This is a genomic window from Puniceibacterium sediminis, from assembly GCF_900188035.1.
GTDB lineage: Bacteria > Pseudomonadota > Alphaproteobacteria > Rhodobacterales > Rhodobacteraceae > Puniceibacterium > Puniceibacterium sediminis.
On the sequence record NZ_FZNN01000006.1, the window covers coordinates 12967 to 29654 of the forward strand.

Below are 16688 nucleotides of genomic sequence, written 5' to 3' on the forward strand. Positions count from 1 at the left end.
GTTTACTCCGGCAGGTAGGCGTTGGTGAAATACTCCGACGATGGCAACAGGTTGTCCAGCACGTCGAACTTGTCCAGCGCAGCAACAAGCGTGTCCCAATCTTCGGACTGGTTCACCAGCATAGTGCCGTCGACGTCACCGAAAAGCGGGATGGTGTCCAGCCACTGCTGGTGGATGAACGCCGGATCATAGGCCTTGGCGTAGCGGGTGCCAAAGGCTTCGACTGCCTCTTCGGGATGTTCCACCGCGTAGGTGATGCTTTTGCTTGTCGCCCGCAGAAATGCCTTGGCCAGATCGGGGTTATCAGCCAGCCAGTCGGTATTCGCCGCCAGTGCAAAAATGGGTGTGTTGGGCGCACCATGTTCGATGGCAGGCAGGAACTCTCCGGCCTCACCGGTCACGGTGACGATCGCGGTGCCTTCGGCGTTCGTGATCCCGGTGATGGCGTCGACACGTTCCTGCAAGAGCAGTGGCACGGTGTCATCCGAAGCGGCGACCGTTTTGATGTCATTGATCGTCATGCCCGCGTCTGCCAGAACCATGCCAAGTTGGGCCAAGGTCCAGGCGTCGTTGTAGATCCCGACGGTCTTGCCCTTCAGATCAGCAACATTCATCGGCGTACCCGTGGGCGACAGGATACCCCAGTTGTTGCTGCGTCCATAGCGACCGATCGCAACGACAGGCGCTTCTTCTGCCTTGGCAAAGATGATGTCCATCGACGTGGTGAAAGCGACCTGCGCACGGGCCGTCCCCAGGAATTTCATCGTATCCGCAACAGTCGGCGGCGTGACGATTTCCAGTTCGATACCTTCCTCGGCATAGAAGCCTTTGTCCGAGCCAACGATCCACGGAATCCAGAAACCATCCGGCGTCGGCCATTCCTGAATAAAGGTCAGTTTCGTAAGGTCCTGCGCCATGGCTGCGGGCGCCATCAAGGTCGCGGCACTGGCTATGGCGGCAGATGCCAGAAGGATGCGGCGTGTCAGTTTCATTGGGGTGTTCCCTGTTGTTCGTTTCGACAGAAGTCTTCGCTTCACCCGCCAACTTGAAACGTTTCAACTTGCATCTGTCAACATAAAATTTATGACCGGATTAACTTGATTTAATGCGCGACGCATGGTTCAAGATGAAAATTGAACCGTTTCAATTATGCTCACATCCCTGTCAATTCAGGGCCGAACCTTCAGAGGGCCACATGTCAGACACACCCAAGAAAATCCTGCTGATTGGCGAAAGCTGGGTCAGTTCATCCACGCATTACAAAGGGTTTGATGCCTTCGGCTCTACCACCTTTCACTCCGGCGCAGGCCCGTTTCTGAAAGCCATGGAAGGCACCGGATTCGAGGTCACGCACATGCAGGCACATGAGGCGCCCGAGGCCCTGCCGCTGGAACTTGACGCTCTGCAGAAGTGGGACGCGATCATCCTGTCCGACATCGGCGCCAGCTCACTTTTGTTGCATCCTGATGTCTGGCTGCACTCCAAACCCGTACCGAATCGTCTGACCCTGCTGCATGACTATGTCGCTCAGGGCGGCGGTCTGGCGATGGTCGGCGGCTATCTGACGTTTCAAGGTATCGACGGTCGTGGCCGCTGGCGCAATACCCCGGTCGAACGCACCCTGCCCGTCCGCTGCCACCCCTATGACGACCGGATCGAAGTGCCGGAAGGCACCCGCACGATCCTCAATGCGCCGGATCACCCCCTCCTGAATGCCGTCCCTTCGGACTGGCCCGCCTTGCTGGGCCTGAATGAAGTGACGCTTGCTGATGGTGCCACGCTGATCGCCAGCGCCGAAACCGCACAAGGCACCCATCCGTTGCTGGCCACCACGACCTATGAAAAGGGCAGAACGCTGGCATGGATGTCCGATATGTCACCGCACTGGCTGCCGACTGCGTTTTCCGACTGGCCCGGCTATCGGCAGATGTGGATAAATTATCTGACCTGGCTCACCGCAGCCTGAATCGGAAAGTGACCCCAATGACCTCAGCCGAAGCCAATGTCACCGTTGCGGCCATCCAGATGGAGCCCGTCTTCGGCCAGACCGAACACAACGTGGCGCGCTCCATCGCCATGATCGAAACCGCAGCGGCACAGGGCGCACAGGTTGTTGTCCTGCCAGAGCTCTGCAACACCGGATACATGTTCCAAAGCCGGGCAGAAGCAGCCGCATTAGCCGAACCTGTGCCAGCGGGTACTTCGACCCAGGCATGGATCGAGGCTGCCCGGCGTCTTGGCCTCTACATCGTCGCGGGAATCACGGAATCGCAGGGCGCGCTGCTTTATAATTCGGCCGTGATCATTGGCCCGGACGGATACATGGGGACCTATCGCAAGCTGCATCTTTGGGGGGACGAGGCGCTTTACTTTACTCCGGGCGATCTTGGCGTTCCGATCTTTGACACACCACTGGGGCGGCTGTCCTGCCACATCTGCTACGATTGCTGGTTCCCCGAAGTCTGGCGTCTCCAAGCGATGCAGGGCGCCGAGCTCATCTGTGTGCCGACCAACTGGGTGCCAATTCCCGGGCAGGATCCGGATCGCGAGGCGATGGCCAATATCGTCGTCATGGGCGCCGCGCATTGCAATTCTCTGTTCGTCATCGCCGCCGACCGTGTGGGTACCGAACGTGGCCAGCCGTTCATTGGCCAATCCCTGATTGTTTCGCAAACCGGCTGGCCCGTCGCCGGCCCCGCCAGCAATATCGCCGAAGAGTTGCTGCTCGCCACGATCAATCTGGCTGATGCGCGCCGCAAACGGAACTGGAATGACTTCAACCAACCGCTCCGCGATCGCCGCACGGATCTTTATGACGAAATGCTGGGCAGCGTCCTGCCACGCGGAATGATTTGATAGACCCGCATGTCAGTTGTCATATGAAACGGGACATTGCAGCAGCTTGAGCTCTGGAGGCTCTGGTGCGTCCGCGTGACTGATTTTGCTTAATTGCCTGCAAGCCTCATGGGCCGCCTCAGGAAAACAAAGTTCCTGATCTACCCCGTGCCACAGAGTATACTCCGGAGAACAAGCACCCGAAGCAGTGCGTCCTTTGGCGTGTTAGGCCTGCGGCGCAGCGTGTCGAAAGCACGGCTTTAGTTCCTTGTTAATCAGCGTGAGCCATGATCTGGCATCCCCCTCAGTTGCCCGCGGTCCCGAGTGTACAACAGTCAAGCCTTTGCCCCCCCGCCCGCCACGCACGCGTCGAATCACTCGACATCCAGCGTGGAACGGGCGCCGTTAACCGGCGGCTGGCAAAGCCTGCACCGTCATGGCTTGGCCTCGCGGCGGCTCGCTATGCTCTTGCTGGTCCCGCTTGCCCTCTCCGCCTGCAAAAGTGACGGAGGAAGCGAAACCTCTGCCTCCGACAACGGCCCGATCATATCCACATCCCGGACATCCCCCTTGGCACTCGATGCTTTCTTCGTCGAGAGTTTCGGCCCCTTCGAGGACACCGCGAGGGCCCTGATCGAGCAAGCACCGCGGTATTTGCGGCAGCAAATCGACTGGTACAAGGACTTGAACAACAACGGTGTCTATGACGCCGGGACCGAAGCACGACTTTCGACCTATTCTCTGAAAAGCGCAGGAATCCACTACGCACATGCTGCGGGACTGTCCGGCGCGGGCCAGATCATCGCCTTCACTGACAGCGGCTTTCTTCTGGGCCATGAGACCCTTGCCGGGAAGACGATCTGGCAATCCACCGGCGTCGGGGTTTCAGATCACGGGACGGCGGTCGCGTCGGTCGCGACAGGCAATTCCGGATACATGGTCGGCGTGGCCCCCGGGGCCGATGTCGCCTTCGGCAGCTTCGCCACCTTCGAGACCCGCGCAGATGCCACCCGGCTTGCGCACCGTCTGGGGGCCGTGGCGCAGAACAATTCCTGGGGCTTCGTGGGCGCATCGGCCACCCGCAGCACCTACGATGCAGTATTCTCCAGCGCGGCAAGTCAGGATTACCTGAGAGCGCTCAGAACCTACAGCCAGGAAGGCGTGGTTATCTTCGCGGCCAGCAATGACGAACAAGATGTCCAGGCCGATCTGATGGCCGCCCTGCCCCTATTCGAGCCAACCCTCGAGGCCGGATGGCTGGCCGTCATCAACGGAGCAGCGGATCTGGTGGGGGATGACGTGGTCGGTGCCACGCGCGTTTCCTCCGCTTGCCTTGAAGCGGCGGCCTGGTGCCTGGCGGCAGAAGGTGCCTGGACGGCTGCAAGCTCCGATGCCTCGAACGACTATGGGTTCTGGGTCGGAACGTCCTTCGCCGCACCGACCGTTGCCGGCGCGATGGCGCTCCTTGGCGAAGCCTTTCCCAACCTGACGCCGCACGACCTGCGTATCCGGCTGCTGGCAACGGCGGACAATGAATTTGCAGGGTTCAACGCGACCGGTGAGGTCGAACTCGCCGAGGGCTTCAGCCATGCGATCAGCGACGAATGGGGCCACGGCTTTCTAGACGTCAAAGCCGCATTGCTGCCGATCGGAGAAACCACCGCAACGATGGCGGACGGCAGCACCTACAACGTCGAACAACCGCTCGTGGTCGAAGGCAGCGCCACGGGCGACGCCGTTGCCCGCGCGCTCCAAGGCGTATCGCTCGTGGCCAGTGATGCGCTACAGGCGAATTTCTCGATCCCTGCCACCAATCTGGTCGCCCGGCGCGACCGGCAGCCGATCATCGAAGGGCTGGCCCGGAGGTGGCTGGTCGGACAGGACCATTCGTGCTGCGGTCTCGAACAGTTCTATCAGGATACGCTCCTTATCGCCGGATCGGGCGGGGATATGTCCATCGGCCTGATGCTGCCTTCCGACCCGGCGCAGGCCGGGAATTTCGGAATGGTGGTCGGGCGGACCTTCCACAACGGCTCGGCCGAGATCTCTTTCGACATGAGCCTCGGGCATGACAATGGCCAGTTGCTGCCGAAATGGTATTCCGGCGAAGGCAGTACGATCATGGCAGCAGAAGTGTCGCTTGCAGCGCCTATCGCACCCCTGACGCAGATTGGTATCTCCGCAGCTCTCGGCGGCAGAATTTCGGGCTCCGGCGATCAGGCCGGAAGCGCGACGTTCAACTCGGCCAGCGCGGCGCTGACCCAACGCAGCATCTTTGGCGCCAGAGATCGCCTGTCATTCACGCTGGGTCTTCCTGTGGCCGTGTCACGGGGCCACGCCGCAGTCACGCTCCCGGTGGCAACCCGTAGCGGCAAAGCAGAGTATCAAAGCATTGACGTGGATCTCGCACCGCAGGGCCGCGAGCTTCGTATCGGCATCGAATATCACTATCCCCTGGGCACGGGGGCCGAGATGCTGGTTTCGGCGGTACACGCCGAGAACTTCGGCAACATTTCCGGCGACTCGAGCAGAGGAGTGTTTGTCGGGTTCAGAAGCAGGTTCTGAGAGCTGGCTGCATGAGCACGCAGCACGACCCCCGCAAGAGTGCCCGAACATCCGTGTACTGGCGAACAGCTCGGCCAGACCCAAGCACTGTCCACAATGACAGGCGGGAACGCAACCCTGTGACCGATATCGCCGCTGCCCATTAATTCTCTGATATTGCACGCAGCGAAACGCGATACCGGCGGACCGATCAGTGCGCAGCCAATGATTTCCCTTTACCATATTTTAGATGCTCACGCTCAATATGCAAATCAGCAGAATTTACATCAAATGAGGAAGCATAAAATTGTTAGAAACAACGCCTACTCCTTCGCAAAAAACTCAAGACTTTAATGAAGCCGCGCAAAAAGCAGACGGGCTCGTCCAACTCGCAAAATTCGAATCCCTGGCCGATGGCGGCATGCGGACATCACAGCTTCTCTCGGAAGCTCTCACCATAGCTCCCCACCACCACGAAGCGCAGGTGCTGCGGGAACGGCTCCATCAGATGTTCGTTCCCCGCTGGCATTTTCCAATGCTCGCAGACAAGGTCCGCAACAGCGCTTATGCCAAGGCCATTAAGGCGAAAGTCCGGCCTGGTGACGTGGTCCTGGATATTGGCTGCGGTGCGGGTTTGACGGCGATGTTGGCTGCGCGTGCTGGTGCAAAACATGTCTACACCTGCGAGCAACAACCTCTGATCGCCGCGGCTGCAGTCCGGGTCATCGAAGAGAACGGCCTGAGTGATCGCATCACGGTAATTCCGAAACTATCGCACGAACTTGTCGTTGGCGTGGACATTCCGGAACCTGCAGATGTCGTGATTTCAGAAATTGTCGATACCGTTCTGCTCGGCGAAGGTGCGCTCGCGACACTCACCCATGCAATGTCCGTGCTTGCCAAGCCAGACGCACGGGCGATCCCTGAACGCGGAACACTGATGGCCCAGCTGGTGGAGAGCGACAAACTCCTGGCCCTGTGGCGACCACAAAAGGCAGAGGGCTTTGATCTGAGCGCCTTCCATCGCTTTGCCAGCGTTGCACAAATGACTCCTAATGATTTCGCGGCCTGTGGCCTGCGCGCTTTGGGCCCAGCAACGGATCTGTTTCAGTTTGATTTCACCAAGCCACACACAAAACCGGAGCGAACAACCGAAGAACTCGCTTGCTCCATCGCAGGCACCATCCATGCCGTCTTTGTGAGTTTTGAGATGGAACTGGCACCCGACATTCTGTTGACAAATGACCTGTATTCCGACGGCCATTGGGGGCGAACGGCCTTCTTGCTGGACCACCCGAAATCTGCTGACGCGGGAAGTCTTTTGAGGATTACTGCTCAACATGACTCGGCCCAGTTGAGCCTGTCAGTGCACGATATCATACCCTGTGCCGACGATGCTGGTCACGCTACAGTGTGGATGAAGCGGGCAATGCGTTCACCGCGCCACCTCCAGGATACCCACGACCTTGCCGCGACGGCCAACTCGAAACGCCGCCAGTCGGATACCAAGGAAAGTCTGGAGAACCTCGTGCTCTGAGCGGCTTGGAATGGACTGGGGAGGATGAAGAAGGATGCGATTGGCGGGTGATGGGTGCACATCCTGCGAGGCTGGCCAGCTGGTTTCGGTCAAGCGGCCGATTCCGGTATCAGGGTCAGTATTGGCCTAGCCGTGAAGCTGCCGCAGCCCTGATTGAAGCGCGGTAGCCTCCCGCGTCTCGATCAGCGCTGCACTTTGGGCGTCCAGCTTGGGGATTGGCCCTGATGACATATGCCTCGGCAAGCCGACGCGCTTGTAACGGCTTTACCTTGGCCAAAGAAAACCTCCAGCCAAACATCGTTTCAAAGACCTTGTGTGACAAACCCTTGGCCCAAACACGATCCGGGTTTGTCACATGCGTAACCGTCCGGGCCCTTGCACTAGGCGCCTCGTCTGGCTCCTCCAACATACTTCGCAAAGAGGGCGTTTACAGCGGCCCAGTCGAATTGTTCCTTGGTCCAGATGGCGACCACGTTTTGTGCCTTGGCTTTTGCGTACATGAATGGCGAAGGGAAATCGGTCACCATGACCACCGGGGTATTCTTCCAGATCTTGTGCGCCGCCAATTCCAGAACGAAATCAGCGCCATTGCCATCAGGAAGTGCATTGTCCAGAAATATGATTGCGTAGGATCTCTCACTCAGCTTCACACGCGCATCGGCGAGCGACAGCGCAAAAGTGACATCGCAGCTGCGCCCTAATTTGGTCAGCACCGATTTCATGATCATTCGGTCTACGACGGTGTCCTCGATGACCAGGCAATTGAATTCTGGAGCGGCCATGAAGTCTTTCGTGCTCCAATACAAAAATTCCCGCCCCCTTGTGACACGGGCCTCTTAAAAAAACGGTAAGAAAACTACCTGACCTGGGACGATCTGATCAATTGAAGTCAATCGCCGCTATTCTGGCGTGATCGGGATGCAATCCCGCCATAGGTTCTACCTCGCGCGCCTGTCGGCTATGCCAGGATCAAATCGCCCACCGAACGACCCGCCGCTTTTAGCGGTTCGCCCCCGGAACCCACAATACATCCGCGCGGCCCTCGTCGTTGGCGATCCGGGCGGCGACGAAAAACCAGTCGCTGAGCCGGTTGAGGTATTTCACCGCCGCAGTATTCACCGATTCCATCGTGGCCAGTTCGACGACATGCCGCTCGGCCCGACGCGCCACGGTGCGGCACTGGTGCAGATAGGCCGAGGCAGGCGATCCCGCCGGAAGGATGAAACTGCGCAGCGGCGTGAGCCGGGCGTTCATCGCGTCGATTTCACGTTCCAGCCGGTCGGTCTGGGAATCGATCATGCGCAGCACCGGATATCCGGCCTCGGAATCGCTCTCCATATCAGGGCGACAAAGATCCGCTCCCAGATCGAACAGGTCGTTCTGGATCAGCGCAAGCTGCGCGCTCATCTCCTCGGGTGCGTGCAGGCGGGCAAGGCCGACGATGGCGTTCAGCTCGTCCGTGGTGCCATAGGCCGTGACCCGCATCGAATGTTTGGCCACGCGCGCGCCGTTGCCCAGCGCGGTTTCGCCATCATCGCCGGTCTTTGTGTAGATCTTGTTCAGGACAACCATGATATCAACTACCGCCCCGCAGCCAGACAAACAGAAGGATCAGCACCACGGCCACGAATTGCGCCCCGATCCTGTAGCGCATCAGCCGGTTGGCGTGCTTGCGATTGAACTCGCCGCCCTTGGCAAAGCCGCCGATGCCCAGCATCAGGATGGCGACCACCGCGAGTATCGCAAGCGCCATGACAATGAATAGTGGATCGTGCAGCATCTGCCCGGCTCCTCTTTAAGGTGTCTCTTTCGCCTGATGTAGCGGGTCAGACGGCAAAAGCGAATGGCAATTTCAGCCCCGGCTCAGCAGCCAGTCCAGCATCCGGGTCGGCAGCAGCCGCCGCATGACCGCCATAACCTTGGTTGGTGTGGTCACATGGTAGCGCGCCCGGGGGCGGTTATTCTCAACCGCATGGATCAGCGCGTCGGTCACCGCCGATGCAGGCCATTGCGGCCCTTTCGAACTGCCCTTGTAGAGCTGATCCAAAAGACTGGCGCGGTATTGCTCAACGCGGGCCGAGCGTTCCCAGTCGATCCACTTCTCGAACTGCAGAATCGCGTTCTTGCGAAAATCGGTCTCGATCGGGCCGGGTTCGATCAGGATCACCTTGATCCCCGTATCGGCCATTTCCATGCGCAACACGTCCGACATGCCTTCAAGTGCGAATTTCGTTGCCACATAGGCGCCGCGCCATTTCATCCCGACCAGGCCCAGCACGGACGAATTCATCACGATCCGCCCGTGCCCCTGCGCGCGCATCACCGGGATCACGAGGTTCGTCAACTCGTGCCAGCCGATAAGGTTGGCCTGAAAGATCGCGCGCATGGCATCGCCGGGGATATCTTCCAGCGGGCCCGCAATGGCATAGGCCCCATTGTGGAACAGCGCATCCAGCCTGCCACCGGTCTGCCCCAGCAGTGTGTCAAGCGCGGGGCCAAAGGTCGTCGGATCCTCATAATCGATGTGGAGCCCGACCAGCCCTTCGTCGCGCAGCATGGCACAGGCCTCGGCACTGCGGGCCGAGGCAAAGACCTGCCAGCCGCGCTGCGACAGGCTGCGCGCGGCATCAAGCCCGATGCCAGAAGAACAGCCGGTGATTAGGATAGATTTCTGCATGTCGCCCCGCTCGCATCAGTCCTGTCGGTGATGCAGGCGCGGGCGCAAAGATGCAATGGTGGGCCGTGTCGCCCTATTCAGCCGAGGCCGTCACAAGGAAATCGGCAATCCAGCCAACACGGTCCGAATCCGCCAACCGCAGCTTCAGCCAGCCGTTGCCGTTGTCCTCCAGCACCTCGACCCTGTCGCCTTTGCCCAGCTTGCGCAGGATCGAATGATCGGTCGAGGGCCCGGCGCGCAGGTTGACGCGGCTGCCGTCGATCTTGCGGATATCCGCCTTCTTTTCAACGGCCTTCGCCGGATCCCCGGCGCGACCAAGCGCCTGACTCCCCTTGGAAGAGATGACCTCGCGCGCCTTGATCGGCCCGATTGCTGGCCGTGCCACCACTGGCCTTTCCAGTGAGGCAAGGATAATTCCGGGCGTGTTGATGTCGGGCCTTGCGACCAGCTTGGTCACGGCAGCAGGCTTTGCCTGACGCGTTGCCGTGGCACGCGGCGTGACGGATGTGTCCGCATGCGCCATGGTCTGAGGCGCCTGCACAGGTTTGCGGAAGACGCGTAGCGCTTCGGCGGTCGTGTGGTTGCCAGGCTGAAAATCGGCACCGCCGCTCAGCTCGTAAAACGCAAATCCCATGACTGCAAAAGACAGCAAAACATACCGCGACATGCGATAATCCTCCAAAATTCAGAACCTGTATGATCACCTGAAACGCCACAGGGCACGTCGCCCGACAATTGTGCGTTCCAGCCGTTGAATGTCCGGATCTTACCGCCGGACGAATTGCCAAAAAACGTCAGTCCATCGCTTTACGGCTGTCATGACTGTCGATATCACACCATCCATGACAGATACCGTTGATGACCCCGACATGAACCCTCGCGACGTCTCCGAACCGCTTCGTCGCGCGATTGGGGACCGTTACTTAACTTATGCGCTGTCCACGATCATGCACCGCGCGCTACCTGACGCCCGCGATGGGCTTAAGCCCGTGCACCGGCGTATCCTGTATGCAATGCGCGAACTGCGACTTAGTTCCACTGGGGGCTTCAGAAAGTCGGCCAAGATCAGCGGCGACGTGATGGGCAACTACCACCCGCACGGCGATATGGCGATCTACGACGCCATGGCGCGGCTGGCGCAGGATTTCAACGTTCGCTACCCGCTGGTCGATGGTCAGGGCAACTTTGGCAACATCGACGGCGACAACCCCGCCGCCTCTCGCTACACCGAGGCGCGCCTGACAATCGTGGCCGAGGCGCTGCTGGACGGGCTGACCGAAAACGCCGTCGATTTCCGCGACAACTATGACGGCACGCTGACCGAACCGGTGGTCATGCCTGCCTCCTTTCCGCACCTTCTGGCCAACGGGTCCAGCGGCATCGCGGTCGGCATGGCGACGAATATCCCGCCGCACAACATTGCCGAACTGATCGACGCCTGCCTGCACATGATCAAGGTGCCGGACTGCCTTGACGACACGCTGATGAAATACGTTCCCGGCCCGGACTTCCCCACCGGGGGCATTCTGGTTGAACCGCGCGACAACATCGCACAGGCCTACCGCACCGGCCGCGGGTCCTTCCGTCTGCGCTGCAAGTGGGAGGTCGAGGATCTGGGCCGCGGCACATGGCAGATCGTCGTGACCGAAATCCCCTATCAGGTGCAGAAATCCAAGCTGGTCGAACGGCTGGCCGAGTTGATCCAGACCAAGAAGGTGCCGATCCTCGGAGATATCCGCGACGAATCCACCGAAGACGTGCGCATGATTCTGGAGCCGCGCTCCAAGAACGTCGATCCCGAAGTCCTCATGGGGATGCTGTTTCGCAATTCGGACCTAGAAACCCGGTTCAGCCTCAACCTCAACGTGCTGATCGACGGCGTCACGCCCAAGGTCTGCTCGATGAAGGAGGTGCTGCGCGCCTTCCTCGACTTCCGCCGCGAAGTCCTCGTGCGCCGCTCCACCCACCGGATGGAAAAGATCGACCACCGGCTCGAAGTGCTCGAAGGCCTGATCGTCGCCTTCCTCAACCTTGACCGCGTGATCGACATCATCCGCTACGATGATGAACCCAAGGCCGCGCTGATGCGCGAAGACTGGGGCCGCACCTTTGTGCGCGCCATGAGCGAAAAGGACTATGTCGCCCCGCCCATGGTTGTCGGCGACGACGCACTGGGGCTGACCGAAGTCCAGGCCGAGGCGATCCTGAACATGCGCCTGCGGTCCTTGCGCCGCCTCGAAGAGATGGAGCTGGTGGCCGAACGTGACCGCTTGATGGAAGAGCGCGCCGGACTTGAGGATCTGCTGGAAAGCGGCGATCTGCAGTGGTCCACCATTGCCGATCAGCTGCGCGAAACCAAAAAGAAATTCGGCAAGGACTATGCCGGGGGGGCCCGCCGCACGACCTTTGCCGAAGCTTCTGAGGCACCCGACGTTCCGCTGGAAATGATGATCGACCGCGAACCGATCACCGTTGTCTGTTCTCAGATGGGCTGGATTCGTGCCATGACCGGGCATATCGACCTCAGCCGCGAGTTGAAGTTCAAGGACGGCGACGGCCCGCGCTTTGTCTTTCACGCCGAAACCACCGACCGGCTGCTGGTATTCGGCTCGAACGGCCGTTTCTATACCCTGTCCGCCTCGAACCTTCCCGGGGGGCGCGGCATGGGCGAACCCCTGCGCCTGATGGTGGACCTCCCGAACGAGGCCGAGATCATGGATATCTTCATCCATAATCCCGAACGCAAGCTGCTGCTGGCATCCTCTGCTGGCGACGGGTTTATCGTGCCCGAGACCGAAGTCGTGGCCCAGACCCGCAGCGGCAAGCAGGTGCTGAACGTGCGCGAACCCGCCCGCGCCACCATTTGCAAACCGGTGAACGGCGATGCCGTCGCTGTGGTCGGCGAAAACCGCAAGGTGCTTGTCTTCAAGCTGGATGAACTGCCCGAAATGGGCCGGGGCAAAGGTGTGCGGCTGCAAAAATACAAGGACGGGGGGATGTCGGATGCGACCACCTTTAGCCTTGCAGACGGCCTGTCCTGGCGCGACCCGGCGGGACGGACCCGCACCGAAACCGCACTTGACGAATGGATCGGCAAGCGCGCCAGTTCCGGGCGCATGGCCCCGCGCGGTTTCCCGCGCGACAACAAGTTCAACTGACCTTTCGGGGCCCGCCTGCTGCGCCGTCAGCGTGGCGGGCCCCGCGCCGAATTTGCGGCTGACCCTGCCTTTGGCCCGCGTCAAAGGCTGCCTATTTTTGAAGAGAAGAAGCGCACGAAACCGATACGCGACGTAGGTTGGCGCTAACGTGACGATTTTGCTCTGTTTCACCCGGGCTTCTGACGGTATCACCCCTGTGACGCTTGTCACTCGTGTCCCGGAGCGGGGCGCGGCACACCTGACGCACCAGACGGTGCGCCCAAATCGTCGCACCAAACCGGTGCGCCCAAATCTGAGGGAGACCTGCGCAGATGAAGGTTCTGGTACCTGTCAAACGCGTGATTGACTATAACGTAAAGGTTCGCGTCAAAGCGGACGGAAGCGGTGTCGATCTGGCCAATGTGAAAATGTCGATGAACCCCTTCGACGAAATCGCTGTCGAAGAAGCGATCCGTCTGAAAGAGGCCGGCACAGTCTCCGAGGTCATCGCCGTCTCCATCGGTGTGAAACAGTCCCAGGAAACTCTGCGCACGGCGCTTGCCATGGGTGCGGACCGGGCGATCCTCGTGATTGCAGCGGATGATGTACATCAGGACATCGAACCGCTGGCCGTCGCCAAGATCCTTGCCGCCATCGTCAAGGAAGAAGAGCCGGGTCTGGTTCTTTGCGGCAAGCAGGCGATCGACAATGACATGAACGCCACCGGTCAGATGCTGTCGGCGCTGCTGGGCTGGTCGCAGGCGATGTATGCCAACGACATCAAGATCGACGGCGACCATGCCGTGGTCACACGCGAAGTCGACGGCGGTCTGCAGACGATCAAGGTCAAGATGCCCACCATCATTTCGACCGACCTGCGGTTGAACGAACCGCGTTATGCGTCGCTGCCCAACATCATGAAGGCCAAGAAGAAGCCGCTGGATGAAAAGACCGCCGCCGATTACGGCGTCGATGTCACCCCGCGTCTGACCGTGGTCAAGACAGGCGAGCCTGCGGAACGCGCCGCCGGTATCAAGGTGGGCTCGGTCGACGAGCTTGTGGCGAAACTCAAAGAAGCGGGGGCTGTGTAATGGCTGTTCTTCTGATTGCCGAAATCAACGACGGCGCGCTGGCGATGGATGCCACCGCCAAGGCCATGACGGCTGCCAAGGCGCTGGGTGACGTGACGGTTCTGTGTGTCGGGGCTTCGGCTGCCGATGCTGCAAAAGAGGCCGCGACGATTGACGGCGCGGCCAAGGTGCTGGTGGCCGAGGATGCGATCTATGGTCACCGTCTGGCCGAACCTGTGGCGGCGCTGATCGCCTCGATCGCAGGCGGCTACAGCCACATCGTGGCGCCCGCGACCACGGACGCCAAGAACATCCTGCCGCGCGTTGCCGCCCTGCTGGACGTGATGATCCTGACCGATGTGACCGCCGTGATCGACGCCGACACCTTCGAACGTCCGATCTATGCGGGTAACGCGATCCAGACCGTGAAATCGTCGGACAGCATCAAGGTGATGACCGTCCGCACGACGACCTTTGATGCGGCAGGTACGGGCGGTTCCGCCGCTGTCGAAGCCGTTGCAACCGGTGACAACCCCGGCCTGTCGGACTGGGTCGAAGACAAGGTCGCGGCATCTGACCGCCCCGAGCTGACCTCTGCCGGGATCGTCGTGTCCGGCGGACGCGGCGTGGGTTCGGAAGAGAACTTTGCCCTGATCGAAAAGCTGGCGGACAAGCTGGGCGCGGCTGTCGGCGCATCGCGCGCGGCGGTCGATTCGGGCTTTGCACCCAACGACTGGCAGGTCGGTCAGACCGGCAAGGTCGTGGCGCCGGATCTGTATATCGCTGTCGGGATTTCCGGGGCAATCCAGCACCTTGCGGGCATGAAGGATTCCAAGATCATCGTCGCGATCAACAAGGACGAAGAGGCGCCGATCTTCCAGGTCGCCGACTTTGGCCTTGTTGCGGATCTGTTCACGGCCCTGCCGGAACTGACCGAAAAGCTGTAAAAACCGGGTCTTTGCCGACCCAGAAAACGTTACCAAGGCCCGCCCATTCCCCGGGCGGGCCTTTTCAATCCGGCATTCCACTCGGGAAAAGCAGTGGCTTGATCACTGCGGCCAGAGCTTCGGCCGCCTCTTCATGCGCCCGGGGGCCCATCAGTTCGGCGGCAGCACCGGCTTCGAAATCGTTGAACACCATATCGTCAGTCCCCATGTCGCGCGCCTCTTCCGACGGTGTCGCGACGACCAGCGTGGCGATCCGTGGCCGCAGCGCCTCAAGCATGCTGCTATCGACGAACAGCGGATCACCATCCAACCCGTTGCTGGGCGCGCCGGGGGGAAGCGGCGCAAACCACACCAGAATGCTCGGACCGCGCATCGCCCCCAGCAGGTATTTCATCCGCGACATCCAGGCCGACCGCAGCTCCTTTGCGATTTCCTCGAACCGCTCTTCGGAAACCTGACGCAGATGCCGCAACAAGTGCCGATTGAAATGGAATTCCGTGAAATCGACATCGTCATATAGCGTCTGCAGCAGGGGCGAGGCACGCAGGAACCGGTCATTGCGGCGCGGATGCACGGAATAATACCGGTTCGACATGTTCTGCGCGCCCATCACCTGAATGATGTTCAGGCGCGCGCCCTCAATCGCATTCAGGACCGCCGCATCGTGCATATAAAGATCAACACCCGCGTTGATCGAACCGAAATTGACGCAGGGCTGACCAATCTCCTTTTCGACCAGCTCCGGATAGGGAAAGTTCACAAACCGGCCATAGGTTTCCGTCCCGCCAAGGAAGGCAAGATAGTCGCCCTGTAGTCGCCGTCGGGGTCCCCGGAACAGAACACGCGACCGGCCATATCGGCACGGGTAATACTCAAGACCAGACTGGCCCTGCATCAGATAGGACATGTCACTCACCATTCGTTCACTCACCCGCACTCAGAGTCGTCCATTCACCTTTCAGAATCGCTAAAGCTAAAATGTGTCTCGAACTTGCCGGACCGCCTTGCAGCCCCCCGCTCCCCGCGCCTATTGTTGCGGCGCAGCACAAGCAGGGATAGCAGGACATGGAGATCAGATCGGTCGGCGTCGTGGGCGCGGGACAGATGGGCAACGGGATCGCTCATGTCATGGCGCTTTCGGGCTATGACGTCATCCTGAACGACGTTGATGGCGCGGCACTGGACCGTGCGGTCGAAATCATCGGTCGCAACCTCGACCGTCAAGTCAGCCGGGAAAAGATCACCCAGTCTGACAAGGATGCCGCCATGGCGCGCATCTCGACCACGATGGAGATCAAGGATCTGGGCCAGAGCGATCTGGTGATCGAGGCCGCAACCGAACGCGAAGAGGTCAAGCAGAAGATATTCGACTCCCTGCTACCGCACCTCAAACCCGAAACGATCCTGACCTCCAACACCTCTTCCATCTCGATCACCCGGCTCGCCTCGCGCACCGACCGCCCGGAAAAATTCATGGGCTTCCACTTCATGAACCCGGTGCCGGTGATGCAGCTGGTCGAACTGATCCGCGGCATCGCGACCGACAGCGAAACCTACGACGCCTGCCTCGCGGTCGTCGAAAAGCTGGGCAAGACCGCCGCCAGCGCCGAGGATTTCCCCGCCTTCATCGTCAACCGCATCCTGATGCCGATGATCAACGAAGCCGTCTATACGCTCTACGAAGGCGTCGGAAAGGTAAGCTCGATCGACGAGGCGATGAAACTGGGCGCGAACCACCCGATGGGCCCGCTGGAATTGGCCGATTTCATTGGCCTCGACACCTGCCTTGCCATCATGAACGTGCTGCACGACGGTCTGGGCGATTCCAAATACCGCCCCTGCCCGCTGCTGTCCAAATATGTCGAAGCCGGTTGGCTGGGCCGCAAGACCAAGCGCGGCTTTTATGACTACCGCGGCGAAACGCCGGTCCCGACCCGCTAG

Annotated in this window: 15 protein-coding genes; 8 read left to right on the forward strand and 7 right to left on the reverse strand. The window is 60.3% G+C overall.

Annotation, left to right across the window (positions count from 1 at the left end):
- Window positions 1–2 precede the first annotated feature (2 nt).
- The gene (locus tag CHB75_RS08115) at window positions 3–992 is read right to left on the reverse strand and encodes an ABC transporter substrate-binding protein (protein ID WP_089270041.1); all 990 of its coding nucleotides are present in this window, start codon (window positions 990–992) and stop codon (window positions 3–5) included.
- Between the two features lie 203 nt (window positions 993–1195).
- Between CHB75_RS08115 and CHB75_RS08120 the strand changes: the two genes are divergently transcribed.
- The 4 genes from CHB75_RS08120 (at window position 1196) to CHB75_RS08135 (ending at window position 6916) form a co-directional block, all read left to right on the forward strand.
- Window positions 1196–1966 (forward strand): glutamine amidotransferase, encoded by a 771-nt coding sequence (locus CHB75_RS08120; protein ID WP_089270042.1) that lies wholly within the window; start codon window positions 1196–1198, stop codon window positions 1964–1966.
- A gap of 17 nt (window positions 1967–1983) precedes the next feature.
- The gene (locus CHB75_RS08125; protein ID WP_089270043.1) at window positions 1984–2856 is read left to right on the forward strand and encodes a nitrilase family protein; all 873 of its coding nucleotides are present in this window, start codon (window positions 1984–1986) and stop codon (window positions 2854–2856) included.
- 549 nt (window positions 2857–3405) lie between these two features.
- Window positions 3406–5400: a S8 family peptidase gene (locus tag CHB75_RS08130; protein ID WP_176439089.1), complete on the forward strand. Its 1995-nt coding sequence runs from the start codon at window positions 3406–3408 to the stop codon at window positions 5398–5400.
- Between the two features lie 286 nt (window positions 5401–5686).
- Entirely contained in the window at window positions 5687–6916 is a 1230-nt protein-coding gene (locus tag CHB75_RS08135) for a class I SAM-dependent methyltransferase (protein WP_245840815.1), read from the forward strand.
- A gap of 380 nt (window positions 6917–7296) precedes the next feature.
- On the opposite strand, the gene CHB75_RS08140 is transcribed toward CHB75_RS08135, so the two are convergent.
- From CHB75_RS08140 to CHB75_RS08160, 5 genes are all read right to left on the reverse strand, one after another.
- Window positions 7297–7698 carry a response regulator gene (locus CHB75_RS08140; RefSeq protein ID WP_089270045.1) on the reverse strand — a complete coding sequence of 134 codons (402 nt, stop codon included), beginning with the start codon at window positions 7696–7698 and terminating at the stop codon, window positions 7297–7299.
- Window positions 7699–7915: 217 nt separating this feature from the next.
- Window positions 7916–8488 (reverse strand): cob(I)yrinic acid a,c-diamide adenosyltransferase, encoded by a 573-nt coding sequence (locus CHB75_RS08145; protein WP_089270046.1) that lies wholly within the window; start codon window positions 8486–8488, stop codon window positions 7916–7918.
- A gap of 4 nt (window positions 8489–8492) precedes the next feature.
- Window positions 8493–8696, reverse strand: coding sequence for a twin transmembrane helix small protein (locus tag CHB75_RS08150; RefSeq protein ID WP_089270047.1), 204 nt, complete (start codon window positions 8694–8696; stop codon window positions 8493–8495).
- A gap of 72 nt (window positions 8697–8768) precedes the next feature.
- Entirely contained in the window at window positions 8769–9593 is an 825-nt protein-coding gene (locus CHB75_RS08155; protein ID WP_089270048.1) for an SDR family NAD(P)-dependent oxidoreductase, read from the reverse strand.
- Between the two features lie 73 nt (window positions 9594–9666).
- Complete coding sequence (locus tag CHB75_RS08160; RefSeq protein ID WP_089270049.1) at window positions 9667–10260, reverse strand: SH3 domain-containing protein; 594 nt, start codon at window positions 10258–10260, stop codon at window positions 9667–9669.
- Between the two features lie 175 nt (window positions 10261–10435).
- Here CHB75_RS08160 and CHB75_RS08165 point away from each other — a divergent pair, with 175 nt between their 5' ends.
- The 3 genes from CHB75_RS08165 (at window position 10436) to CHB75_RS08175 (ending at window position 14747) form a co-directional block, all read left to right on the forward strand.
- A complete protein-coding gene (locus CHB75_RS08165) occupies window positions 10436–12751 on the forward strand; it encodes a DNA topoisomerase IV subunit A (RefSeq protein ID WP_089270231.1) in 2316 nt (771 codons plus the stop codon).
- A gap of 311 nt (window positions 12752–13062) precedes the next feature.
- On the forward strand, window positions 13063–13821 hold the full coding sequence (locus CHB75_RS08170) for an electron transfer flavoprotein subunit beta/FixA family protein (protein WP_089270050.1): 759 nt from the start codon (window positions 13063–13065) through the stop codon (window positions 13819–13821).
- Window positions 13821–14747, forward strand: coding sequence for an electron transfer flavoprotein subunit alpha/FixB family protein (locus CHB75_RS08175; RefSeq protein WP_089270051.1), 927 nt, complete (start codon window positions 13821–13823; stop codon window positions 14745–14747). The genes CHB75_RS08170 and CHB75_RS08175 overlap by 1 nt, the downstream gene beginning before the upstream one ends.
- Window positions 14748–14811: 64 nt before the next feature.
- Here CHB75_RS08175 and CHB75_RS08180 read toward each other — a convergent pair whose 3' ends face one another.
- Window positions 14812–15654 carry a DUF6473 family protein gene (locus CHB75_RS08180; protein ID WP_089270052.1) on the reverse strand — a complete coding sequence of 281 codons (843 nt, stop codon included), beginning with the start codon at window positions 15652–15654 and terminating at the stop codon, window positions 14812–14814.
- Window positions 15655–15812: 158 nt separating this feature from the next.
- Here CHB75_RS08180 and CHB75_RS08185 point away from each other — a divergent pair, with 158 nt between their 5' ends.
- Window positions 15813–16688, forward strand: a complete 876-nt coding sequence (locus tag CHB75_RS08185) for a 3-hydroxybutyryl-CoA dehydrogenase (RefSeq protein WP_089270053.1) — start codon at window positions 15813–15815, stop codon at window positions 16686–16688.